22 protein-coding genes are annotated in these 24,142 nt (G+C 62.5%); 13 read left to right on the top strand and 9 right to left on the bottom strand.

From position 1 onward, the window contains the following. The first annotated feature begins 187 nt into the window (after nt 1–187). Nucleotides 188–1,132 carry a nucleoside hydrolase gene (locus C3Y91_RS07400; RefSeq protein WP_020397419.1) on the top strand — a complete coding sequence of 315 codons (945 nt, stop codon included), beginning with the start codon at nt 188–190 and terminating at the stop codon, nt 1,130–1,132. 38 nt (nt 1,133–1,170) lie between these two features. Here the strand turns inward: C3Y91_RS07400 and grpE are convergent, their stop codons facing one another. After that, complete coding sequence (gene grpE, locus C3Y91_RS07395) at nt 1,171–1,803, bottom strand: nucleotide exchange factor GrpE (RefSeq protein WP_018070049.1); 633 nt, start codon at nt 1,801–1,803, stop codon at nt 1,171–1,173. A 111-nt stretch (nt 1,804–1,914) separates the two neighbouring features. Continuing rightward, nucleotides 1,915–3,003: a heat-inducible transcriptional repressor HrcA gene (gene hrcA, locus C3Y91_RS07390; RefSeq protein ID WP_003556035.1), complete on the bottom strand. Its 1,089-nt coding sequence runs from the start codon at nt 3,001–3,003 to the stop codon at nt 1,915–1,917. Between the two features lie 128 nt (nt 3,004–3,131). Between hrcA and rph the strand changes: the two genes are divergently transcribed. The 4 genes from rph to hemW are packed head-to-tail and all read left to right on the top strand — an operon-like array spanning nt 3,132 to nt 6,130. Then, entirely contained in the window at nt 3,132–3,851 is a 720-nt protein-coding gene (gene rph / locus C3Y91_RS07385; protein ID WP_003556034.1) for a ribonuclease PH, read from the top strand. After that, nucleotides 3,848–4,273 carry a VOC family protein gene (locus C3Y91_RS07380; protein ID WP_018070048.1) on the top strand — a complete coding sequence of 142 codons (426 nt, stop codon included), beginning with the start codon at nt 3,848–3,850 and terminating at the stop codon, nt 4,271–4,273. The genes rph and C3Y91_RS07380 overlap by 4 nt, the downstream gene beginning before the upstream one ends. Beyond that, nucleotides 4,274–4,918, top strand: a complete 645-nt coding sequence (gene rdgB / locus C3Y91_RS07375; RefSeq protein ID WP_168575215.1) for an RdgB/HAM1 family non-canonical purine NTP pyrophosphatase — start codon at nt 4,274–4,276, stop codon at nt 4,916–4,918. 9 nt (nt 4,919–4,927) lie between these two features. Then, entirely contained in the window at nt 4,928–6,130 is a 1,203-nt protein-coding gene (gene hemW, locus C3Y91_RS07370) for a radical SAM family heme chaperone HemW (protein WP_130697552.1), read from the top strand. Nucleotides 6,131–6,196: 66 nt separating this feature from the next. Here the strand turns inward: hemW and C3Y91_RS07365 are convergent, their stop codons facing one another. The 5 genes from C3Y91_RS07365 to mutM form a co-directional block, all read right to left on the bottom strand. Next, nucleotides 6,197–7,279, bottom strand: a complete 1,083-nt coding sequence (locus tag C3Y91_RS07365; RefSeq protein WP_003556030.1) for a saccharopine dehydrogenase family protein — start codon at nt 7,277–7,279, stop codon at nt 6,197–6,199. A 137-nt stretch (nt 7,280–7,416) separates the two neighbouring features. Further along, a complete protein-coding gene (gene dnaA, locus C3Y91_RS07360) occupies nt 7,417–8,967 on the bottom strand; it encodes a chromosomal replication initiator protein DnaA (RefSeq protein WP_168575214.1) in 1,551 nt (516 codons plus the stop codon). 855 nt (nt 8,968–9,822) lie between these two features. Continuing rightward, nucleotides 9,823–10,101 carry a 30S ribosomal protein S20 gene (gene rpsT / locus C3Y91_RS07355; RefSeq protein ID WP_003556028.1) on the bottom strand — a complete coding sequence of 93 codons (279 nt, stop codon included), beginning with the start codon at nt 10,099–10,101 and terminating at the stop codon, nt 9,823–9,825. A 192-nt stretch (nt 10,102–10,293) separates the two neighbouring features. Continuing rightward, the gene (locus C3Y91_RS07350; RefSeq protein WP_018070044.1) at nt 10,294–11,067 is read right to left on the bottom strand and encodes an enoyl-CoA hydratase; all 774 of its coding nucleotides are present in this window, start codon (nt 11,065–11,067) and stop codon (nt 10,294–10,296) included. Between the two features lie 38 nt (nt 11,068–11,105). Then, a complete protein-coding gene (mutM, locus tag C3Y91_RS07345; protein ID WP_018070043.1) occupies nt 11,106–11,996 on the bottom strand; it encodes a bifunctional DNA-formamidopyrimidine glycosylase/DNA-(apurinic or apyrimidinic site) lyase in 891 nt (296 codons plus the stop codon). Between the two features lie 149 nt (nt 11,997–12,145). On the opposite strand from mutM, the gene ubiE reads away from it, so the two are divergent. The 8 genes from ubiE (at nt 12,146) to ertB (ending at nt 22,401) form a co-directional block, all read left to right on the top strand. Continuing rightward, nucleotides 12,146–12,922, top strand: coding sequence for a bifunctional demethylmenaquinone methyltransferase/2-methoxy-6-polyprenyl-1,4-benzoquinol methylase UbiE (gene ubiE / locus C3Y91_RS07340; RefSeq protein WP_018070042.1), 777 nt, complete (start codon nt 12,146–12,148; stop codon nt 12,920–12,922). Between the two features lie 62 nt (nt 12,923–12,984). Continuing rightward, nucleotides 12,985–14,559 carry a 2-polyprenylphenol 6-hydroxylase gene (ubiB, locus tag C3Y91_RS07335; protein WP_018070041.1) on the top strand — a complete coding sequence of 525 codons (1,575 nt, stop codon included), beginning with the start codon at nt 12,985–12,987 and terminating at the stop codon, nt 14,557–14,559. A gap of 198 nt (nt 14,560–14,757) precedes the next feature. Beyond that, complete coding sequence (locus C3Y91_RS07330; RefSeq protein WP_018070040.1) at nt 14,758–16,329, top strand: aromatic amino acid lyase; 1,572 nt, start codon at nt 14,758–14,760, stop codon at nt 16,327–16,329. 146 nt (nt 16,330–16,475) lie between these two features. Next, on the top strand, nt 16,476–17,855 hold the full coding sequence (gene ertD / locus C3Y91_RS07325; RefSeq protein WP_018070039.1) for a hydantoin-5-propionate amidohydrolase: 1,380 nt from the start codon (nt 16,476–16,478) through the stop codon (nt 17,853–17,855). Continuing rightward, nucleotides 17,852–19,132 (top strand): Zn-dependent hydrolase, encoded by a 1,281-nt coding sequence (locus C3Y91_RS07320; RefSeq protein WP_018070038.1) that lies wholly within the window; start codon nt 17,852–17,854, stop codon nt 19,130–19,132. The genes ertD and C3Y91_RS07320 overlap by 4 nt, the downstream gene beginning before the upstream one ends. Next, nucleotides 19,113–20,210: a thiohydantoin desulfurase gene (gene ertC, locus C3Y91_RS07315; protein ID WP_018070037.1), complete on the top strand. Its 1,098-nt coding sequence runs from the start codon at nt 19,113–19,115 to the stop codon at nt 20,208–20,210. The genes C3Y91_RS07320 and ertC overlap by 20 nt, the downstream gene beginning before the upstream one ends. Before the next feature lie 3 nt (nt 20,211–20,213). After that, nucleotides 20,214–20,543: a TfoX/Sxy family protein gene (locus C3Y91_RS07310; RefSeq protein ID WP_168575213.1), complete on the top strand. Its 330-nt coding sequence runs from the start codon at nt 20,214–20,216 to the stop codon at nt 20,541–20,543. A 196-nt stretch (nt 20,544–20,739) separates the two neighbouring features. Continuing rightward, entirely contained in the window at nt 20,740–22,401 is a 1,662-nt protein-coding gene (gene ertB / locus C3Y91_RS07305; protein ID WP_018070035.1) for a thiourocanate hydratase, read from the top strand. Nucleotides 22,402–22,418: 17 nt separating this feature from the next. On the opposite strand, the gene C3Y91_RS07300 is transcribed toward ertB, so the two are convergent. Continuing rightward, complete coding sequence (locus C3Y91_RS07300) at nt 22,419–22,805, bottom strand: VOC family protein (protein WP_168575212.1); 387 nt, start codon at nt 22,803–22,805, stop codon at nt 22,419–22,421. Then, the gene (locus C3Y91_RS07295; protein WP_018070033.1) at nt 22,802–24,052 is read right to left on the bottom strand and encodes an MFS transporter; all 1,251 of its coding nucleotides are present in this window, start codon (nt 24,050–24,052) and stop codon (nt 22,802–22,804) included. Before C3Y91_RS07295 ends, C3Y91_RS07300 begins: the two co-directional genes overlap by 4 nt. Nucleotides 24,053–24,142: the final 90 nt, after the last annotated feature.

The raw sequence follows: 24,142 nt of genomic DNA, 5'->3' as shown, positions 1-24,142 counted from the left end.
CAAGGCATGGGGCGCGACGTGTCGGCGCCACCTTCTCAATTTTAAGCTGACGTCAGGCTCTTTCCTTGACAAAGCGCCTGCTGCCTCGCATCAAAACATGCCCGCGCGGATTGTGCTGATTTGTGACGGGACGTGAAGAAATCGGTGCATGCCCGATAACACGCAGTGCGAGGATGGAACGATCGGAATGGCAAGCGCAAGAAAGATCATCATCGACACGGATCCCGGCCAGGACGACGCGGCTGCCATCATGCTGGCCTTCGGCAGTCCCGATGAGCTGGAGGTGCTGGGGATCACGACGGTCGCCGGCAACGTGCCGCTTTCGCTCACCAGCCGCAATGCGCGCATCGTCTGCGAGCTCAGCGGACGGACGGAGACCAAGGTTTTCGCCGGCGCCGACGCACCGATCGCCCGTAAGCTGGTGACGGCCGAACATGTGCACGGCAAGACCGGCCTCGACGGTCCGGAGCTGAACGAGCCGACGATGGCGCTGCAGCCCGGCCATGCCGTCGACTTCATCATCGAGACGTTGCGCCGCGAGCCGGAAGGCGCGGTGACGCTGTGTACGCTCGGGCCGCTCACCAATATCGGCATGGCCTTCCAGAAGGCGCCCGACATTATCCCCCGCATCCGCGAGTTGGTGATGATGGGCGGTGGCTTCTTCGAGGGCGGCAACATCACGCCGGCCGCCGAATTCAACATCTATGTCGACCCCGAAGCCGCCGATATCGTCTTCCGCTCAGGCGTTCCGATCGTGATGATGCCGCTTGATGTGACGCATCAATTGCTGACCCGCAAGGACCGGGTGAAACGCATGGCCGAGATCGGCACGGCGCCGGCAAAGGCCATGGTCGAGATGCTGGAATTCTTCGAACGCTTCGACATCGAGAAATACGGTTCCGACGGCGGGCCGCTGCACGACCCGACCGTCGTCGCCTACCTGCTCAAGCCGGAGCTTTTCCAGGGCCGGGACTGCAATGTCGAGATCGAGGTCCAGTCCGAACTCACCGTCGGCATGACGGTCGTCGACTGGTGGCATGTGACCGAGCGCAAGCGCAACGCCAAGGTTATGCGCCATGTCGATGCGGATGGCTTTTTCGATCTGTTGATCGAACGCTTCGCCCGCATCTAACGCTTCGGCTTTCCCTTCTTCCCCAGGAGGAAGGGATATCAGGCGTCCTTCTCGTCGAAGACGGAGTTGGTTTCGGCTTCCGCCGGCTTCGGGCCGCCCTTGGCGACACCGACCATGGCCGGGCGCAGCACGCGCTCGCCGATGGAGAAGCCTGCCTGCACGACCTGCACGACCGTATTGTTCGGCACGTCTGGGTTCGGCACCTCGAACATTGCCTGATGGAAATTCGGATCGAACTTCTGGCCAACCGGCTCCAGCTTGCGAACGCCGTGGCGCTCGAGAGCCGACAGCATGGCGCGCTCGGTCATCTCGACACCCTCGATCAGCGTGCTAAGGCCGGCATCGGCCGCAGCCTTGGTCTCCGGAGAGATGGCATCAAGCGCGCGGCGTAGATTGTCCGAGACGGCGAGCATGTCGCGTGCAAAGCCCGCGACGGAATAGGACTTGGCATCCTTCACCTCGCGCTCGGTGCGCCGGCGCAGATTGTCCATCTCGGCAGCAAGGCGCAGATAGCGGTCGCGCAGTTCGCCGTTTTCGGCTTTCAGAAGCTCAAGCGCGTCCGGCTGGACGGCCTCTTCCTGCGCAGTTTCGTTCTCGACGTAGGCGGTAGCGTCGGCTGCGGCATCCGCCGCAGTTGCGTCAGGTCCGTTTTTCGTCGTGTCATCGGTCATGACGGTCTCCGGTTGGTGTCTTCAGATGCGCCCGATATCGAGGTTTGACCGAAAAAAATCAAGTCTGCGTGACAAAGAAGCGAAAATTCCGCGCGCTTGGCAGTTGCGGCGTCAAAGCTGGTTGCGCGAAAGGCGGGAGACGAGCTGGGCCGTATAGTCCACCATCGGCACAATGCGGGAATAATTGAGCCGCGTCGGGCCAATGACGCCGACAGCGCCGACGATGCGATCGTCATCGTCACGATAGGGCGCGACGATGAGCGACGAGCCGGACAGCGAGAAGAGCTTGTTTTCCGATCCGATGAAAATGCGCACGCCCGAACCGCTTTCGGCGAGATTGAGGATCTCGATCAGGCTGTCCTTCTTCTCGAGATCGTCGAACAGCAGGCGCAGCCGGTCGAGATCCTCGGCGCCGGCCAGGCCTTCGAGCAGGTTGGCGCGGCCGCGGATGATGAGCTGCGTAGGCTTTCCCTCGTCCGGGCTGCCGGCCCAGACAGCGATGCCGCGCTCGACCAGATCGCGCGACAGGGCATCGAGCTCGTGGCGGACGTCGTCCTTCAACCGGCTTAATTGTTTGCGGAGTTCCGGCAGGGTCTGGCCGGACATATGCGCATTGAGAAAATTCGCCGCCTCCGTCAGCTGCGAGGAGGTGACGCCCGCCGGCAGCTCGATGATGCGGTTTTCCACCTGATCGTGATCGCCGACGAGCACGGCCAGCGCCTTTGTCGGTTCGAGCCGGATGAACTCGACATGTTTCAGCACCGGATCGCTTTTCGAGGTGATGACGAGGCCGGCGCCGCGCGAAATGCCGGATAACATGCGGCTTGCCTCGTTCATCATCGATTCGACGGGATTGCCGCCGCTTTCGGCCCGCACCTGGCGGTCGATGTTGGCGCGTTCCTCGGCGGAGAGGTCGCCGACCTGCATGAAGGCATCGACGAAGAAGCGCAGGCCGATCTGGGTCGGCAACCGGCCGGCGCTGACATGCGGCGAATAGATCAGGCCGAGCTCTTCGAGATCGCTCATGACGTTGCGCACCGAGGCCGGCGACAGCGACATCGGCAGGATACGGGACAGGTTGCGTGAACCGAGCGGCTCGCCGCTTTCCAGATAACCTTCGACGATGCGACGAAAAATTTCCCTGGAGCGCTCGTCCAGCGCAGCTACAGCATCCGAAACCGACGTCGACCTGATGCCCATGAAGCTTTCGAACCCGTGCTGATGATACTTCCCGAAAAGTAAGTCAAACTAACACCCGTGGCAAAAGGGAATTTGCAAATGAGCGCCGCCAATCGTAGAAGCGGTCAAATAAACTCCAGGAGATAAGAATGCGGCCTTCAGGCAGAAAAATCGACCAGATGCGCAAGGTCTCGTTCGAGCGCAATTTTTCCAAGCATGCGGAAGGCTCCTGCCTGGTGAAGTTCGGCGACACGCATGTGCTCTGCACGGCGAGTCTCGAAGAAAAGACGCCGCCATGGCTGCGCAATACCGGCAAGGGCTGGGTCACGGCCGAATACGGCATGCTGCCGCGGGCGACCGGCGAACGCATGAAGCGCGAGGCTGCCGCCGGCAAGCAGGGCGGCCGCACCCAGGAAATCCAGCGGCTGATCGGCCGGTCGCTGCGCGCCGTCGTCGACCTGCAGGCGCTCGGCGAACGGCAGATCACGCTGGATTGCGACGTCATCCAGGCCGATGGCGGCACGCGGACCGCCTCGATCACCGGCGGCTGGATCGCGCTTTACGACTGCCTGAAATGGATGGAAAGCCGCAACATGATCAAGGTCGACCGGGTCCTGAAGGATCATGTCGCCGCCATCTCCTGCGGTATCTTCGCCAGCCAGCCAGTGATCGATCTCGATTACATCGAGGACTCCTCGGCCGAGACCGATGCGAACTTCGTCATGACGGGCACCGGCGGCATCGTCGAGATCCAGGGCACGGCCGAAGGCACGCCGTTCAGCGAAAGCGAATTCACCTCGCTGATGCAGCTTGCCAGGAACGGCATCGGCGAACTCGTGGCGCTGCAGAAGCAAGCCGTCGAAGGGTGAGCCCCATGCTGGAGGGCATGTTGGAAACGGCGCTCTATGCGCGGGATCTCGACCAGGCCGAGACGTTTTACGAAGACGTTCTCGGGCTTGAAAAGATCACCCGCGCCGCCAACCGGCATGTCTTCTTCCGCTGTGGGCCTGGCGTTCTGTTGATCTTCAATCCCGAGGAAACGGTAAAGCCGCCGGCGCCTGGGTCGCTGCAGGTGCCGCCGCACGGCACGAGCGGCCAGGGCCATGCCTGTTTCCGGGTGTCCGGCGGCAATATCGATGCCATGGCCGAGCGGTTGACGGCAGCGGGCGTGGCGATCGAATCCGAAGTGCACTGGCCGAACGGCGGCCGTTCGATCTATTTCCGCGATCCGGCCGGCAACAGCCTGGAATGCGCGGAGGCTAAAATCTGGGGCATCGAACAGGATATCTGAATGCGCAAGCTTGAAACGAAGACCATCGTCGTCGCCAGCCACAATGCCGGCAAGATCCACGAGATCCAGGAATTGATCGGGCCGCTCGGCTTCACCGCCAAATCGGCGGCCGAGCTGAACTTCGTCGAACCGGATGAGACCGGCACAAGCTTCGAGGAGAATGCGACGATCAAGGCGGTCGCCTCGGCCAATGCCGCCGGCATGCCGGCGCTTTCGGACGATTCCGGGCTGGTGGTCGACGCGCTTGGCGGCGATCCTGGTGTCTACACCGCCAATTGGGCGGAGACATCTAACGGCACGCGCGATTTCGACATGGCGATGGCGAAGGTGGAAAAGGCGCTGCAGGATGCGGGCGCAACAAAGCCGGAACAGCGCAGGGCGCGTTTCATCAGCGTGCTCTGCCTTGCCTGGCCGGATGGGCACACGGAGCTGTTCCGCGGCGAGGTGGAAGGCAGCGTCGTCTGGCCGCCGCGCGGCACGCAGGGCTTCGGTTACGATCCGGTCTTCCAGCCTGAGGGCTACGACATCACCTTCGGCGAAATGAGCGGCGAGGAGAAACACGGTTGGAACGTCGGCAAGCCGCAAGCGCTGTCGCACCGTGCCCGCGCCTTCAAACTCTTTGTCGAAACCTGCCTGGAGGCATAAGGTCGGTCCGTGGGCAATCTCGACACACCAAGCACCTCGCGCGACGCGGCTCTGCTCCCCGATACCGGCGAGCCGGGCTTCGGCGTCTATGTGCATTGGCCCTTCTGCGCGGCGAAGTGTCCCTATTGCGACTTCAACAGCCATGTGCGCCACCAGCCGGTGGATCAGGAGCGCTTTACATCAGCCTTCCTGAAGGAGATGGCGACGGTCCGGTCCCTCAGCGGGCCGAAGACGGTGACGAGCATCTTCCTTGGGGGCGGCACGCCGTCGCTGATGAAGCCGGAAACGGTTTCCGCCATTCTCGACGGCATTGCGCGGCAATGGCATGTGCCTGCCGGCATCGAGATCACCATGGAGGCCAACCCTTCGAGCGTCGAGGCTCAACGTTTCCGCGGCTACCGGGCGGCCGGCGTCAATCGCGTCTCGCTTGGGGTGCAGGCGCTGAACGACCGGGATCTGAAATTCCTCGGCCGGCTGCATGATGTCGCCGACGCGCTGAAGGCGATAAGGCTGGCGCGCGACATCTTTCCGCGCATGTCCTTCGACCTCATCTATGCCCGGCCCGACCAAACGGTCGAGGAATGGGAAAAGGAACTGAAGCAGGCGATCTCCTATGCGGTCGACCATCTTTCGCTCTATCAGCTGACCATCGAGGAAGGCACGCCCTTCTACGGCCTGCACAAGGCCGGCAAGCTGATCGTGCCGGACGGCGAGCAATCGGCATTGCTCTACGAGGCGACGCAGGAGATCACGGCACGCGAGTGCATGCCGGCCTATGAGGTTTCCAATCATGCCCGGCCGGGTGCTGAAAGCCGGCATAACCTGACCTACTGGCGCTACGGCGATTATGCCGGCATCGGCCCAGGCGCCCACGGCCGGCTGACGCGTGGCACCGAGAAGCTTGCGACGGCGACCGAGCGCAAGCCGGAAGCCTGGCTCGACATGGTCGAGCGTGATGGGCACGGCATACTCGACGAGGAGCGGCTCGGCTTCGAGGAACAGTCCGACGAACTGCTGCTGATGGGGCTGCGGCTCAGGGAAGGCGTCGATCTCGCCCGCTGGCAACAGCTTTCGGGCCGCGACCTCGACCCGAAACGCGAGGAATTCCTGCTCGAACACAAATTCATCGAGCGGATCGGCAATTCACGCCTGCGCTGCACGCCGTCCGGCATGCTGATCCTCGATTCCGTCGTCGCGGATCTCGCCTGCTGACATCATAAGACGAGTGGATTTGCAGCGCGGCGGCATCGATATTGCCGCCGCACCTGAGGGCATGTCTCAGCCGTGGCTGGTGGCGCCGGCCTTGAAGAGGCTGCCGGTCGGCGTCTTCAGGAACATCTCCAGCGGAATATGCTCCTGGTGCAGGAAGCCGGTCGCCGGCAGCAGGCCGTCGCGGACCATCTCGATGACGGCGACGACGGAGGCTGACGTCGTCCAGGCGATCGCCGTGCGACGTGCGCCGGCAATCTCGATCGGGTAATAGGCGCGCACGAACTCCTTGCGGCGCAGGCTGCCATTCTCGGTGCCTTCGGCGGCGACATGGACATAGACGACATCGTCTTCAACCGGCGGCTTGGCATTGGTCAGGATCTCGCCGGCGAGCTTGCGCTTGTCGCGCATCAACAGCTCGTGGAAGAAGAAGTTCATCAGCTCCATATGGCCGGGATAACGCATGGTCTTGTAATCGAGATTGTCGATCTTGCCGAGCATCGTATCGCACATGGTGCCAAGGCCACCCGACGTCGTGAAGGCTTCGAGCTTGACGCCGCCGACATAGACGGTCTCGTGCCATTCCATCGGCGAGACGAGCTTGCGCACACCACCCTCGATGACCTCGCAGTCGTTCAGATATTCGTTGACGACGCCCTCGGGCGACCAGTTGAAGGCGTAGCCGAGCAGTCCGGTCGGATGCTGCGGCAGGGCGCCGACGCGCATGCGGATCGAACGGCAGCGATCGAAGCCGTCGGCCAGGCTTGCGCCGACGATGCCGACGAAACCCGGCGCCAGGCCGCATTGCGGCGCCATCAGGCCGCGGGCGGTCTTCGACAGTTCGATGATGAAATTGGTTGTGGGAACGTCTTCGGTCAGATCGAAATAATGGATACCCGCAAGATGGGCGGCGCGCGCCAGCTCGATGTTCAAATGATAGGGCAGGCAGGAGAGCACAGCCTCGACATTCGAGAGCAATTCGCCGATCACCTGGGGATCGGAAATATCGCCGGTGCGGCACTTGAAGGGGACGTCGCTCAGCGGCAATTGCGCGTCGACGCCGATGACCTCGAAGCCGCCTTCATGCAAAAGCGTCGCCGCCAGCCGTCCGACCTTGCCCAGGCCGAGAACGGCGATCTTTTCAAAACTCATTCATTCCTCCCACGCGCCGTTTTGGCGCTTCAGTCTTTGACATGCAGTTGATGCGCGGGAGGTATAGAATAAAAAACTTATAAAGGAAAACGGCCGGAATCGCTTCCGGCCGTTGAATCCTTAAGAAAACCCGTCGATTATTCGTTGATCAAGCGCTTCAGAAGCTCGACTTCGTGCGAAAGTTTGGTGTCTCCCGAAATCAGCTCCTCGATCTTGCGCACCGCGTGCAGCACGGTCGTGTGATCGCGCCCGCCGAAACGACGGCCGATCTCCGGGAAGGAGCGCGGCGTCAGCGTCTTCGACAGATACATGGCGATCTGGCGCGGTTTGACGATGACGCGGGTGCGGCGGTTCGAGACCAGTTCCTGACGCGAGACGTTGTAGTGCCTTGCGACGATGCGTTGGATATCCTCGATGCGCACACGGCGAGGCTCGCCGGAGCCGACCAGATGGGCGAGCAGTTCGTCGACGCGTTCGATCGACAGGTTCGGCTCGAAGGAGCGGCGGAAGACCAACTGGTTGAAGGCGCCTTCGAGTTCGCGGCCGCTGGCCGTGACGTTGCGGGCGACGTGCTGGAGCAGTTCGGCGGGAATGTCGAGCGACGGATCTTCGAGCCGGGCCACAGCAAGGCGACGCTTGAGGATTTCGAGACGCATTTCGTAATCCGGCGCGTCGAATTCGATCGCCACACCGCCCTGCAGGCGCGAGCGGACGCGGGGGTCGAGCGACTCCAGCTCCCAGGGCGCACGGTCGGCGGCAACGACGACCTGCTTGGCGCTGTCGAGCAGCATGTTCAGGAGATGGCAGAATTCATGCTGGATCATCTTGCCCTGCAGGAACTGCATGTCGTCGATGATCAAGAGATCGATGTTGCGCAGCGAATCCTTCAGCGTCAGCGCATCATTGTCGCGGATCGCGGTGGCGAAGCGCCACATGAAATATTCGGCCGTCAGATAGACGACGCGCAGCGCCCGCGGGTTCTGCACCGCGGCATTGGCGACCGCCTGTAGCAGGTGGGTCTTGCCGAGACCGACGGTCGAATGGATGAAGAGCGGGTTGAAGCGCACCGCGCCCTGACCAGCTTCCGAGATGGTCTTTGCAGCCGCAAGTGCGACCCGGTTCGAGCTGCCTTCGACGAAGGTGTCGAAGGTGAAGCGGCTATCGAGCGGCGAACCGAAGAGCGGCGAGCCGAAGCTTGCAGGCCTTGCGGCGGCAACAGCCGAAACCGCCTGCTGGACGGCCTGACCGGCCGGCTGCGCGCTTGTCGGGCGACGCATCTGCGTGGGGGCGGCTGGTTCCGGCGCGGCCGCCTCATCGAGCGCCTTCGTGCCGTGGCGCGTTGCCGTGCGCACCAGGACTTCGATTTTAAGAATTTCCGGATCCTCGGCCTGGAACAGACCGGTGATGAGATCGAGATAACGATTGTTGATCCACGACTTCAGGAAGGTCGTGGGAACCGAAAGGCGAACCACGCTCTTCGATACCGAATGCAGCTTCAGCCTGGCAAACCAGCTGGCATAGACGTCAGGACCGACCTGGGCCTTCAAGCGCGCGCTGACGCGCTCAAACAAGATGCTTTGCTTCATTTCCGCCTTTGCTTCGCCCACTTCGAGGCGAATGGAGCCGAACGCCTGCGGTGCCGCATCCCCATTGTCGAGCCCGCCCGTCGTCATCGTATTCATCTGCATAATGCCGCCTTTCAATTCCACCGGGCGGCATCCGCTAAAACGGCCGCCCGATCATCCCCGCTTTGGCGGGCTGACGGATCCTCATGAGCCGCTCGCCTGCCGGTTCACTCAAACACTGCCCCATAAGGGACCGGCGCAGAACTCCGTTGCAGGTGCCGCGCTCATGCGGCAACCTTCATCGGCTTTCCGTGCCAGGCTGGCGGTCGAACCTCGTTTTCGGCCGACCAGCCCGAACGCAATATAACTTTAACCTTCTCCGCTGGCCTCGCCTTAAACGTGTGGCCAATGAAGGCACAAAACATCCCCGCTCCGTAACAGCCACGTTACGGCTCAAATCCGTCGAGTGCTTGAAAAAACGGAAGCGCAATGCTCCGTAACAAACGGCACAAACTTATCGCCCTGCCGACGTGGCAGTTAAGACCGAGCCTGTGCAGGTGATGTCCGCGCCCTTTGTTGAAAGCCATTTAGGCAGGATCAAAAGGCAATATCAACGATGAATTTTACGCAAAATTAAGAAGCGGGCATTGACTCCGCCTGCCCTTTTCGGGCGTCACACCAGCGTCAAAAAAGAATCGCAGTTGAATCAAAGAGATTCCCCCGTTCGGGCTATTTTGACACGCATTGAAAGAAAAAAAATAAAATCCTCTTGACTCGCCTGTGGTCCCGGAAGCTTGGGGCAGAGTCGCGCGGCGTGAAAGCATCCTTGCGCAAACCTTTGTTTTTAAACAATTTTTCCTGTCATGGCGCTGACACGAAACAGTCGTCAGATTAACCATGCAGGGGCTGATCGGTGGAATCGAAAAAGCCCGGTAAAATTACCGGGCTAATCATAAAGAAGAAGTCCTTAATGGAAGATTACGCGGTCGTGGTGACCGAAAGAGCCTTCACACGAGCGGCCAGGCGCGAGACCTTGCGCGATGCCGTGTTGGCATGCAGCACGCCCTTGCTGGCGGCGCGGGCAAGCTCGGGCTGAGCAGCCAGGAAAGCTTCCTTCGCCTTGGCGGCGTCACCGGATGCGATGGCCTCTTCGACCTGGCGAACGAAAGTACGAACGCGCGAGCGACGAGCCTTATTGACGTCGGTACGGCGGGCGATCTTGCGGGTCGCTTTTTTCGCCGAAGTTGTATTGGCCATGGATGCCTCTCTCAAGAATTCGAACAAACTCCGCCATTACCGCGGGCCCTGCGGCCACAAAATCCAGCAATGCGGGAGCAATCGCGGAAAACCAAACCGGCTTTCCGAACCGTGGGCGGGCATATAACTCTAAAGCCGGCCCACGTCAACGCGGATTTTCACGCTTTACCACTGGCAAGCGCCTAAAAGCATTTAACGGTGCGTAAAAGCCGGTTTGCGCTTCTCGACGAAGGCCGCCATGCCTTCTTTCTGGTCGTCCGTGGCAAAGAGGCTGTGAAACAGGCGGCGCTCGAAACGCAAGCCCTCCTCCAGCGTCGTCTCGAATGCGCGGTTGACCGCCTCCTTGGCCATCATCACCGAGGGACGCGAAAGCGAGGCGATCTTTTCGGCCGCTGCCAGCGCCTCGTCGAGCAGGCGATCGGGCGCCACCACACGCGAAACGAGTCCCGATCGTTCGGCTTCCGCCGCATCCATCATGCGGCCGGTGAGGATGAGATCCATCGCCTTCGCCTTGCCGACGGCGCGCGTCAGTCGCTGCGAACCGCCCATGCCGGGAATGACGCCCAGGGTGATTTCCGGCTGGCCGAACTTCGCCGTCTCCGAGGCGATGATGAAGTCGCACATCATGGCGAGCTCACAGCCGCCGCCGAGCGCAAAACCGCTGACCGCAGCGATCACCGGCTTGCGCGCCTTGGCGACCTCATCCCAGCCGCTGATGAAATCACTCTTATAGATATCGGCGAACTGGAGTGGCTGCATCTCCTTGATATCGGCGCCGGCGGCAAAGGCGCGCTCGGAACCGGTGAGCACGATCGCCCCGACCGCCTCATCGGCGTGGAAGGCGGCATAGGCCTCTTTCAGTTCCTTCAGGACGGTGGAGTTCAGCGCGTTCAGCGCCTGCGGGCGGTTCAGCGTGACGAGGCCGACATTGCCTCGGGTTTCGACGATCAGGGTCTCGTAGGCCATGCTGTTCTCCCGGTTTCTCACTCTTACTTCTGGCAGGCTTACTTCTGGCAGGTGGCGCAATAGAAGGTGGAGCGACCCGCCTGGACGATGCGGGCGACCGTAGCGCCGCAGCCGGGCGTGCGGCAAGCCTGACTTTCGCGATCATAAACGGAGAAGGAATGCTGGAAATAGCCGAGCGATCCGTCGGTCTGGATGTGGTCGCGCAGCGATGATCCGCCGGCGGCGATCGCATCGGCGATGACGTCGCGGATCGAGGCGACGAGCAGGTCGAGCTGCGCCTTCGGCCGGCCAGTCGCCGTCACCAGCGTGCCGGCGGCGCGGATCGGCGAAAGATGCGCGCGCCACAGCGCCTCGCAGACATATATATTGCCGAGACCGGCAATGTTCTTCTGGTCAAGCAGCGCGCTCTTCAGCGGCTGCGCCTTGTCCCGGAAGCGTTCGGCAAGATAGGCGGCGCTGAGCTCGTTTCCTGTCGGCTCCGGGCCGAGATCGCGGAAGAAGGGATGGGCGGCGAGATCGGCACGTCCCACCATATCCATGAAGCCGAAACGGCGCGGATCGTTATAGATGACACGACGCGGGCCGCTTGCGGCTTGCAGATGGAAGACGACGTGATCGTGCTTTTCGTCCTTCGAGCGAGCATGGTGGAATTCGCCCGGCACGCCGGAGGCCGCACCCTCCTCGATGCGAAACGAACCGGACATGCCGAGATGCGAAATCAGCGTGTTGCCGTCGTCGAGATCGACCAGCAGATATTTGGCGCGGCGGCCAAGGCCAACGATGGTGCGGCCGGAAACTCTGTCTGCGAAAGCGTCGGGAAAGGGGAAGCGCAGATCGCCGCGGCGTAGCTCCAGCCTGGTGACGCGGGTGCCCTCCATCGCCGGCGTCAGGCCGCGTTTCACCGTTTCGACTTCTGGCAATTCCGGCATCTTAACCCATCTATATCTAACGTGTTTCAACCGGCGACGATGTGCGCTATAGCGCCAGTGTGCCGTGGAGAACGCGGCCCATAGATAACGTCGCGCGCGGTCTTTCGCTATGGCCGCCTCGCCCGAATCTTCAGGAACGGAGCAGTCTGATGTCAGAAAGCCGCACTTCCGCCGATGGCGGCATGGAGACCTCCTACGGCTTCCGCGAGGTGCCTGATGGCCAGAAGCAGAGCCTCGTCAACCAGGTGTTCCACAAGGTCGCCAAGCGCTACGACATCATGAACGACGTCATGTCGATGGGCATGCACCGCGCCTGGAAAGATGCGACGATCTCGGCGCTGAACCCGCGCAAGGAGCCGGGCTACAAGGTGCTCGACGTGGCCGGCGGCACCGGCGATATCGCCTTCCGCATCGTCGAGGCTTCGGGCAGACAGGCGCATGCCACCGTGCTCGACATCAACGGTTCGATGCTCGGTGTCGGCGCCGAGCGGGCGGAAAAGAAGAAGCTTTCCGGCAATCTCACCTTCGTCGAGGCGAATGCCGAGGAACTGCCCTTTGAGGCAGGCAGTTTCGACGCCTATACGATCGCCTTCGGCATCCGCAACGTGCCGAGGATCGATGTGGCGCTGTCTGAGGCCTATCGCGTCTTGAAGCGCGGCGGACGGCTGCTGGTGCTGGAATTTTCCGAAGTCGATATGCCGCTTCTCGACAAGATCTACGACGCCTGGTCGTTCAATGCCATTCCGCAGTTCGGCAAGGCGATCACCGGCGATGCCGAACCCTACCAATATCTGGTGGAATCGATCCGCAAGTTCCCGAACCAGGAGAATTTCGCGGCAATGATCCGCCAGGCCGGCTTTTCGCGCGTCACCTTTACCAATTATACCGGCGGCATCGCCGCACTCCATTCCGGCTGGAAGCTCTGACGCATGACGCCGAAAAGTGTAGAGCGGTTTTCGAATAGCGTCGCGCGAGAATCAAACAGAACATGAGTACTTTCGGCGCATATTTCCGCCTTTGGCGCGTCGGCTGGGTGCTCGTGCGTGAGGGTGTCGTGTCAGCCCTTCCTTCCGAAGGGCTGCCGCCTCCGGTCGCGCTCGCCAAATCCTTCGTCACGATTTTCGAGCGAGGCAAGGCGCGCCATCAGAAGCGCAGCGACCGGTTGGCCCAGGCTGTCGAGCGGCTCGGTCCCTCCTATGTGAAGATCGGGCAATTCCTGGCAACGCGGCCGGATGTCGTCGGCGTCGAATTCGCCAACGACCTGTCGCAGCTTCAGGACCGGATGGCCTTCTTTCCTTCGGCAGCCGCCAAGGCCAATATCGAAGGCTCGCTCGGACGGCCGATCGGCGAGCTCTATGCAAGCTTCGGCGATCCGATCGCTGCCGCCTCGATCGCGCAGGTGCATCCGGCCGAGGTCGATAGTGCCGAGGGCCGGAAGAAGGTCGCCGTCAAGATCGTGCGGCCCGGCGTGCGCCAGCGTTTTGCCCATGACATCGAGGCAATGTATCTCGTTGCCCATATGCAGGAGCGTTTCCTGGCGTCCAGCCGGCGGCTGCGGCCGGTCGAGGTGACGAAGACGCTGGAGCAGACGACCAAGGTGGAGATGGATCTTCGCCTGGAGGCGGCCGCTCTTTCCGAGATCGCCGAGAATACCGAAAAAGATCCCGGCTTCCGCGTGCCGAAGGTCGACTGGGAGCGCACAGGGCGCGACGTCATCACCATGGAGTGGATCGACGGCACGAGAATGTCCGATGTCGAGGGCCTGCGCGCGGCGGGCCACGATCTCAACCGGCTTGCCGATACGCTGATCCAGTCGTTCCTGCGCCACACGCTGCGCGACGGCTTCTTCCATGCCGACATGCATCCGGGCAATCTCTTCGTCGATGCGGACGGGATGATCGTCGCCGTCGACATGGGCATCGTCGGGCGGCTGGGCAAGAAGGAGCGGCGGTTCCTCGCCGAAATCCTCTATGGCTTCATCACCCGCGACTATATCCGCGTCGCCGAGGTGCATTTCGAGGCCGGCTATGTGCCCGGACATCACAATGTCGAAAGCTTCGCCCAGGCGATCCGGGCGATCGGCGAGCCGATCCATGGACAGCCGGCCGAGACGATCTCGATGGGCAAGCTGCTGACGCTGCTGTTCGAGGTGACCGAACTCTTCGACATGGCGACGCGGCCGGAGCTGGTGATGCTGCAGAAGACCATGGTCGTGGTCGAGGGCGTATCGCGCATGCTCAATCCGCGCTTCAACATGTGGAAGGCCTCCGAGCCTGTCGTCGGTGACTGGATCCGTACCAATCTCGGACCGAAACGGATCGCCACCGATCTCAAGGACGGGCTGAAGGCGGCGGTCAAGCTCGCCGAAGCCGTGCCCGAAATCGCAGCGAAGACCGAAAAATTCCATCATCAGCTCCTGCATATGAGCGAGCACGGCTTGCGTTTCGACATTGAGACGGCGGAGGCGATCGGCAAGGCCGAAGCGCGGCACAACCGCTCGGCCAAGATTGCTTTGTGGGTCATCGCATTGACGCTTGTCTATATTGCCTGGATGCTGAGCTGATCGGCTGCCAAAAACATGCTGTGTTCGGCATTTGGGATATCCCATGTGACGGAGGGCTCGCTTAGTCTCGCGTTCCGAGCATGATGCCGAAAAGTGTGAGCGGTTTTCGACATCATGCTCTGACTCTTTAATTCAGAACAGGATTCAGATTTTCGGCCGATCGGCCTAAAATCATCCTGTTCTAGGGACACACAGCACATGAAGCACGAATGCCTTGGCATCGAACTTTCCGGACAACCGCTCGGTTTTGCCGAGATGGTGACGATTGGTGCGGGCAAGGCTAAGATTTCGGCTTCGGCGACAGGCATGGCCCGCATCGCGATCGCCCGCGAGGTCGTCGAGGATGCGATTGCCTCCGGCATGCCGGTCTACGGCTCGACAACAGGCGTCGGCGCCATGAAAGACGTGGAGTGGTCGGCCGACGAACTCGACACCTTCAATCTCGGCCTGGTGCGCGCCCATCATTTCGGCACCGGCACACCCTTTTCCTGCAATATCGTGCGCAACGCCATGGCGATCCGCATCAACACGGCGCTGACCGGCCAGGTCGGCTGCACGCCGGAATTGATCCAGGCCTATATCAGGATGCTCGAGGCCGATCTTATCCCGGTCGTGCGCCGCACCGGCTCGATCGGCTGTGCGGATATCGGCCTGATGGGACAGATCGGCGCGGTGCTGACCGGCGTCGGCGAAGCGATCTATCGCGGCAACCGGATGCAGGCGGCCGAGGCTTTCCAGGCGGCTGGGCTGGAGCCGATGCGGATGGCGCCGCGCGACAGCCTCGCCTCGCTCAGCATCAATGCGGTGAGCTTTGCCTCTGCAGCGGAAACGACGCGCAATGCTGCTGCCTCGATCCGCGTCCTGCTGGCAACGGCGATGATGGCGGCCGGCGCGCTCGGCGCGTCCCGCGATCCCTGGAAGGCGGTCCGGCATGTCGGAACGGCGCGCGAGGCGCTGATCGGCGCCTGGCTCTGCAATGCCTCCGACGAGTGGAACTGGCCCGTCGCAACGCATGTGCAGGATCCGCTCAGCCTGCGCATGATCGCACAGGTGTTCGGCGCGGTGATCGAAAACCTTTTATCGACCGGCCACAAGATCCTTGCCGCCACCGGGCGCTCGGACGACAATCCCGTCGTGGTCGAAGGCCGGGTGATGACGTCGGGCGGCTCGCTTCCGCTCGATGTGACGATCCTGCTCGAATCGGCCGCGCTCTGCATGGCGCATGCGGCGCGCAACGCCTTCAACCGCTGCGTCATTCTCGGCAATGGCCAGCGGCGCGACCTGCCGGTCAATCTCGTGCCGCCGGGGCGGATTGCCACCGGTTTCGGGCCGATCATCAAACTTGCCGGCGAGATCTTTTCGCGCGTGCTGTCGATGTCCAATCCCGTGTCGGCGCAGTCGCTGGTGGTTGCGGCCGGGCTGGAGGACGAGGCTGCCTTCCTGCCGCTCGTCATCGAGCGCTTCGACCGGCAGATGCGGGCGCTGAAGCGTCTCGCAGCCCTCGAGGCGCTGCTGTCTGCCCAGGCGATCGACATTCTCGGCGATGAACCGAAGGGTGTCGCCGCCATGCTCTACGAGGTCGTGCGCAAACATGCGGATTTCTATACGGTCGACCGGCCGCTTTCGGCGGAGGTCGAGGCAATCGAGGAGGAACTCGGTTCGGACGACTTCGTTTCGAAGCTGACCGATCAGGTTCCGATCGCCTCCTTCGACGATTTCTTCGCGCTCGGCTCGCTGGAGCGCATCGAGGAGCGGCTGACCAGCCCCTAGAACAGGATGAGTTTAGGCCCAGTCGGCCCAAATTCTGAATCCTGTTCTAAATTAAGAGTTAGAGCATGATGTCGTCCGAAAACCGCTCACACTTTTCGGCATCATGCTCGAGCGGCAGTCTGATTTCAGCTTAGGAAGGAAGCGGCATGGATTTCGATCTCGTTCTGCAGGGCACGGTGGTGCTGCCGGACCGCATTCTCGACGAGGGTTATGTCGCCGTTCGCGACGGCAAAATCGCCGAGGTCGGCCTCGGCGTGCCGCCTGCGGGCCGCGAACGGCATCTGCTCGGAAAAGCGCTGATCCTGCCCGGGGCGATCGATGCGCAGGTGCATTCGCTTTCCCAGAAAGACCAGGAGGATTTCCTCTGGTCGACACGATCGGCGGCGGCCGGCGGCGTGACTGTCATTGTCGACATGCCCTATGACGAAGGCAATCTCGTCTGCTCGGCAGCGGCGGTGAAGCGGAAAGTCGATCATGCCGGTCCGCAGGCGCTGGTCGACTTTGCGCTTTACGGTACCGTCGATCCGGAAGAAGGCCCGGCGCGCATCCGTGAGATGGTGGAGGCAGGTGTCGCGGCCTTCAAATTCTCGACCTTCGGCACCGATCCCAAGCGCTTTCCACGCATTCCGCCGGCCCTGCTCGATGCCTGCTTTGCGGCAATCGCGCCGACGGGGCTGACGGCGGGCGTGCACAATGAAGACGACGAGGCGGTGCGCACCTATATGGAGCAGGTGAAGGCGAGCGGCATCTCTGATTGGCGGGCGCACGGCCTGTCACGGCCGCCGATCACCGAGCTGCTGGCGATGCATACGATCTTCGAGACGGGTGCTCATACCGGCTGCCCGGCGCATGTGGTGCACTGCTCGCTCGGGCGCGGCTACGATATCGCGCGCGCCTATCGCCGCGACGGTTTTGCGGCGACTGTGGAATGCTGCATCCACTACCTGACGCTCGACGAGGAAAACGACGTGAAGCGGCTCGGCGGCAAGGCGAAGATCAACCCGCCGGTGCGGCCGCGCGCCGAGGTGGAGAGGCTCTGGCGGAAGGTGGCCGAAGGCGATGTCTGGCTGGTCTCGACCGATCACGTCAGCTGGTCGGAAAACCGCAAGACCAATCCCGACATGCTCGCCAACGCCTCCGGCGTTCCCGGCCTCGAGGTGATGGTGCCGCTTTTCGTCAAAGGTGCCACCGAACGCGGCATTCCTTTGACCTGGGCCGCCAGGCTGATGGCGGAGAACCCGGCGAAGCATTTCCGGCTCGACCATATCAAGGGCGCGCTGACCCCGGGCAAGGATGCCGATATCGTCGTGCTCGAGCCGCGCGACAGCGTCTATGATGCATCGGCAAGCGGCAACAACGTCGTCGGCTGGAGCCCCTATAACGACATCCGCCTGCCCTGGACCGTCTCGGCCACCTATCTGCGCGGCGAAAAGATTGCCGAGGGCGCGAAGGTGCTGGCTGAGCCCGGCACCGGCCGGTTCGTGCGGCCGCTGCCGCGCCAGGTCATTGCGGGAGCTGAAGCATGAGCCGCAATCTTCCCGTCAATGCCAGCCGGATCGCTGACGATATCGAGGCGCTGGCCGGGATCACCGAGCCGGGGCGTCCCTGGACGCGGCGGGCCTTCTCGCCGCTCTTTCTCGACGGCCGGGCCTATATCGAAGCACGGATGAAGGCGGCGGGGCTGGAAACGCGGATCGATGCCGCCGGCAATCTGATCGGCCGGCGGACAGGCCGGAAACCGTGGCTCGGCACGATCATGATCGGCTCGCATTCCGACACGGTGCCGGACGGCGGCCGCTTTGACGGCATTGCCGGGGTCATCTCGGCGCTGGAGGTGGCGCGCGCGCTGCGCGATCAGGATATCGAACTCGATCACGATCTGGAAATCGTCGATTTTCTTGCCGAGGAGGTGAGCATCTTCGGCGTGTCCTGCATCGGCAGCCGCGGCATGACCGGCCAACTGCCGGAGACCTGGCTTTCGCGCGTCAGCGACGGGCGCGACCTGGCCGAGGGCATCGCCGAGGTCGGTGGCCGACCCGATGTGCTGATGCAGCAGAACAGGCCGGATATAGCCGGCTTTCTGGAGCTTCATATCGAACAAGGCCCGGTGCTCGAAGCCGAAAAGGAGGATGTCGGCGTCGTCACCGCGATATCAGGCATCACCCGAATCGAGATCACCGTCGAAGGGCGGGCCGACCATGCCGGCACGACGCCGATGGACCGGCGGGCGGATGCGCTGGTGGCGGCATCGCAGCTGGTGCTCGACATCCGCAATGCCGCCGCCGAACTTGCCAAATCGCCGGGGCATTTCGCAGCGACGGTCGGAGAGTTCAGGATCGAGCCGAATGCCGCCAATGTCGTGCCGTCGAAGGTGGTGCTGCTCATCGATGGCCGTGCCGAAATCCGCGCCGACATGGAGGCATTCTGCCGCTGGCTCGACGGTCATATCGAAAAGCTGGCGGGAGCCTATGACGTGACGATCAAGACGCCGAACCGGGTTTCCGACAATCAGCCGACGCCTGGCGATGCCGGGCTGCTGTCGATCTTGGAGGCTGCCTGCGAACGGGTCGGCGCGAAACACCGGCGCATGGCCTCCGGCGCGGGACACGATACGGCCTGGATCGCCAGGGTGGCACCGGCGGCGATGATCTTCGTGCCTTGCCGGGAAGGCCGCAGCCATTCGGCCGACGAATGGGCGGAGAATGACGATATCACGCTCGGCGCCGCCGTACTTTTCGAGGCTGTGCGCGAGATGGATGCGAGCTTGAATCAGGAGAGGACCGATGGGACGCATACTCGTTGAGAAGGACGTGGAAGCTGCCGTCAAAGGCGGCTCCGTCTATGCAGCCGGCGGCGGCGGCTGGGCCGATCACGGGCGAATGCTTGGGCTTGCCGCCGTCAATGTCGGCAAGCCGGAGCTGGTCTCGATCGACGAGCTGAAGGACGAGGAGTGGATCGCCACCGCAGCGGCGATCGGCGCACCGGCCTCCACCACCCCCTGGGAAATGCAAGGCATCGACTATGTGAAGGCTGTGCAATTGCTGCAGGAGGCGCTCGGCGAAAAGCTCTCCGGGCTGATCATCGGCCAGAACGGCAAATCCTCGACGTTGAACGGCTGGCTGCCGTCGGCGATCCTCGGCACCAAGGTGGTCGACGCGGTCGGCGATATCCGCGCGCATCCGACGGGCGACATGGGCTCGATCGGCATGGCCGGTTCGCCCGAGCCGATGATCCAGACCGCGGTCGGCGGCAATCGGGGGGAGAATCGTTATATCGAGCTGGTCGTGAAGGGCGCGACGGCGAAGATCTCGCCGGTGCTGCGCGCCGCAGCCGACCAATCCGGCGGCTTCATCGCCAGCTGCCGCAATCCGCTCCGGGCCTCCTATGTCCGCAGCCATGCAGCACTCGGCGGCATCTCGATGGCGCTTGCGCTCGGCGAAGCAATCATCGCAGCGGAGAAGCGCGGCGGATCTGCCGTCATCGATGCGATCTGCAAGACGACGGGCGGACATATCCTTGCCGAGGGCGTCATCACCCGCAAGGACGTCGTCTACACCAAGGAAGCCTTCGACATCGGCACAATCACCGTCGGCGCAGGCGGAACATCGGTGACGCTGCATGTGATGAACGAATATATGGCGGTGGACGATGCAGATGGCAAAAGGCTTGCGACCTTCCCCGCGGTGATCACCACGCTTTCACCGGAGGGCGAGCCGCTCAGCGTCGGCCAGCTTCAGAGCGGCATACATGTCTTCATCCTGCATGTGCCGATGGAGATCATTCCGCTGTCGGCAAGCGTGCTCGATCCGACCGTCTATCCCGTCGTCGAAAAGGCGATGGGGATCGAGATCGCACGTTATGCACTGGCGACGAAGGCCTGAGCCATGGCGCGCGATCCAGGCCTTGAAGAACTGATGCGTGAGGAACTCGGCGATCGGCCGGGCCTTGCCGAAAAATCCATGTTCGGCGGCTGGGCCTTCATGCTGAACGGCAATCTTCTCTGCTGCGCGCGCCATGACGGCATGCTGATCCGTCTCGGCAAAGGCAATGACGGCTGGGCGCTGGCGCTGCCGGGCGTGATCCAGATGCTGTCGGGCGAGCGGGTGATGCATGGCTGGGTGCGAGGCAATGCCGAAGTTTACGGCGACGATGCCCTGAGACGGCGTTTGCTCGATGCGGCACTCGGCTATGTGGAATCGCTGCCGAGCAAATAACGAACGATACCATTCCCTTCTCCCCAGCGGGGAGAAGATGTCCGAAGGACAGATGAGGGGGTGAGCGGCAAGGCCGCGAGTGCCCTGAGCGCAAGCGAAGGGCAACATATAGGTCCTGTCGTGCAGCCCCCTCATCGGACCCTTCGGCCCCCCTAGGGGAGAAGGGAAAAACAGAGAGCAAAACGAGGAACCCACGATGCCGAAGGCCAATCCACGTCATCCGAAATTTCCGATTCCCGGCGGGCCGGAGCTGCGCGCCAAGGGCTGGCGGCAGGAAGCGCTGCTGCGGCTGCTCGAAAATGTGCTGTCCGTCGGCGAGGATCCCGACAACCTGATCGTCTATGCCGCTCTCGGCAAGGCGGCCCGCAACTGGGCGGCACACAAGGGCATCGTCAAGGCGCTGACCGAGATGGAAGAGGACCAGACGCTGCTCATCCAGTCCGGCAAGCCGATCGGGCTGGTTCGAACGCATGCCAAGGCGCCGCTTGTTATCATGGCGAACTGCAATATCGTCGGGCAATGGGCAAAGGCCGAAGTGTTCTACGAGCTGCAGCGCAAGGGACTGATCTGCTGGGGCGGGCTGACGGCCGGCGCCTGGCAATATATCGGCAGCCAAGGCGTCATCCAGGGCACGTACGAGATCTTCATGCGCATCGCCGAGCGGCGCTTCGGCGGCGATCTCCTCGGCCGGTTCGTGCTGACGGCCGGTCTCGGCGGCATGGGCGGGGCGCAGCCACTCGCCGGCCGCATGGCAGGCGCTGCGATCCTCTGCGTCGACATCGATCCGGAGCGCGCCCGCAAGCGCCAGCAGATTGGTTATCTCCAGGAAATCGCCCCCGATCTCGATACCGCCCTTCAGATGATCGATGCGGCGGTGAAGGACAAGCGGGCGCTTTCCGTCGGCCTCGTCGGCAATGCGGCGGAGGTCTATCCCGAAATCGCCCGGCGCGGCATCGTGCCTGATATCGTCACCGACCAGACCTCGGCGCATGACCTCGTCTATGGCTACGTGCCGAAAGGCATGAGCCTCGATCAGGTCAAGGGCCTGCGCGATGATGGGCAGGGCCAGTTGATGGCGGCAAGCCGGGCCTCGATCGTCGAGCATGTGATGGCGATGCTGGAGTTCCAGAAACGTGGCTCGGAAGTCTTCGACAACGGCAATCTGATCCGCACACAGGCCAAGGAGGGCGGCGTCGCCAATGCTTTCGACATCCCGATCTTCACCGAAGCCTATCTCAGGCCGCTGTTTGCTCGGGCGATCGGCCCATTCCGCTGGATGGCTCTGTCAGGCGAGGAGAGCGATATCGCCCGCATCGACGACCTGCTGCTCGAAATGTTTCCCGACAACAAGATCATCACCAACTGGATCCGGCTGGCGCGCGAGCATGTGCCATTCGAGGGGTTGCCGGCCCGCATCGCCTGGCTCGGCCACGGCGAACGCACGGCACTCGCAAGGCGCGTCAATGCGCTGGTTGCGAGCGGCGAACTCAAAGGCCCCGTCGCCTTCTCCCGCGACCATCTCGACGCCGGCGCCATGGCGCATCCGAATATCATGACTGAGGGGATGAAGGACGGCTCGGATGCGATCGCCGACTGGCCGCTGATCGATGCGATGATGCTCTGCTCGTCGATGGCCGATCTCGTCGTCGTCCATTCCGGCGGCGGCGGCTATGCCGGCTACATGACCAGCTGCGGCGTCACCGTCGTCGCCGACGGCACGGATGCCGCCGACGAACGGCTCGACCATGCGCTGACCAACGATACGGCGCTCGGCGTCATGCGTTACGCCGATGCCGGTTATGAGGAGGCGCTGGACGAGGTGGCGAAGAAGGACGTGCCCTATATCCGGCTTGGTTGATGTGCGGGAGGCGGACGTCAAGCAATCAGATTGGAGAATTCGAGAAGGTTGCCGTCGGGATCCCTGAAATAGACCGAGCGCAAACGCCCGGTCGCGCCGGTGCGTTCGACCGGGCCTTCTTCGATCGCAACGCCCGCGGCCTGTAGATCAGCGATGACATCGGCAATCGGCGTTTCGGCGATGAAACAGAGGTCACCGGAGCCGGGTGTGGGGTGTCTCGCCTTGGGATCGAATTCGCGGCCGGCCTGATGCAGGTTGATCTTCTGCCCGCCGAATTTCAGCGCCTTGCGGCCCTCCGCAAAGGTTTCGACCGACATGCCGAGGATGCGGGAATAAAAATCGCAGGTGGTGGCGATATCGGTGACGGTCAGCACGAGATGGTCGAGACGGTCTATGCGGATCATGCTTTTCTCCTCGCGAATTGCTGGGCAAAACAGGCGGAGACAAAGGCCAGCCCCAGCATGGCTAGCGTGAAGATAACGACAGCGACCCAGCCTTCAACCGCGAAGAACCAGCCGCCCGCCGAACCCATGAGGCTGGAGCCGACATAATAGGCGAGCATATAGAGCGACGAAGCATGGCCCTTGGTGCCATGCGCCAGCTTGCCGACAAGGCCGCTGGCGATCGAATGGCTCATGAAGAAGCCGGTCGTGAGCACTGTTATACCGAGGATGATAACCGGGAGCGAGGCAAAGAGCGTCAACGCGCTGCCGGCGGCGGTGAGTGCCAGACCGAAGAGAAGCACGGAAAAGTGCCCGATCCTGTCCCCGAGCAGGCCGCCGATCGAGGAGGCGCCGATGCCGAAGAGATAGACGGTGAATATCAGCCCGAGTTCGGTCTGGTTGAGGCCGTAGGGCGGCGCCACCAGGCGGAAACCGGCATAGTTATAGATGGTCACAAAGGAGCCCATCGCCAGGAAGGCGATGGCGAAGATGAAGGGCAACGCCGGATTGCTGAGATGGCCGAGCCAGGCTTTTGCATGAAAGCGCGGATCGAAGCCCGGCCGGCGGACGAAATTGCGTGACGGCGGCAGGAGGGCGATGAAGCCGATCGCGGCGGCAAGGCCGATGGCGCCGATGATGAAAAGCGCCGGACGCCAGGTGAGATATTCGGCGAAGATGCCTGTCAGTACGCGGCCGGACATGCCGCCGAAGGCCGTGCCGCCGACATAAAGGCCCATGGTGGCGCCAAGACCGCGCGGATCGATTTCCTCGGCGAGATAGGCCATGGCGACAGCAGGCACGCCGCCGAGAACGAGGCCTTGGAGAGCGCGGATGACGAGCAGCAGATGCCAGTTCGGGGCAAAGGCGGTGGCGATGGTCAGCAATGCCGCGCCGACCAGCGATATCGACATCAGGCTGCGGCGGCCAAGGCCTTCCGAGACGGCGGCGGCGCAGACGATGGCGACCGCGAGAAAGCCGGTGGAGAGCGACAGGGACAGCGAGCTTTCGGCCGGACTGACGGAGAATTCCTGAGAGAAGATCGGCAGCAGCGGCTGCACGCAATAGAGCAGCGAGAAGGTGGAGAAGCCAGACAGGAAGAGCGCCAGGCTGGCGCGGCGATAGGCGCCGGTTCTGCGGGTCAGGTAGTGTTTTTGTCCTGGGATCGTGGTTGTCTCGGCGGTCTTCACGGCATGCGCTCTCGTCGGCATATCTCATCCTTCCGACCTCCGATCTAGTCAACGCCACTCCATTTGTCCAATATATGAAACTGGCGATTTCGATAGGTTTTGGAGATGGCA

The sequence above is a fragment of the Rhizobium ruizarguesonis genome (assembly GCF_012349115.1).
Lineage (GTDB): Bacteria > Pseudomonadota > Alphaproteobacteria > Rhizobiales > Rhizobiaceae > Rhizobium > Rhizobium ruizarguesonis.
This window is presented reverse-complemented; position numbering and strand designations above follow the sequence as displayed.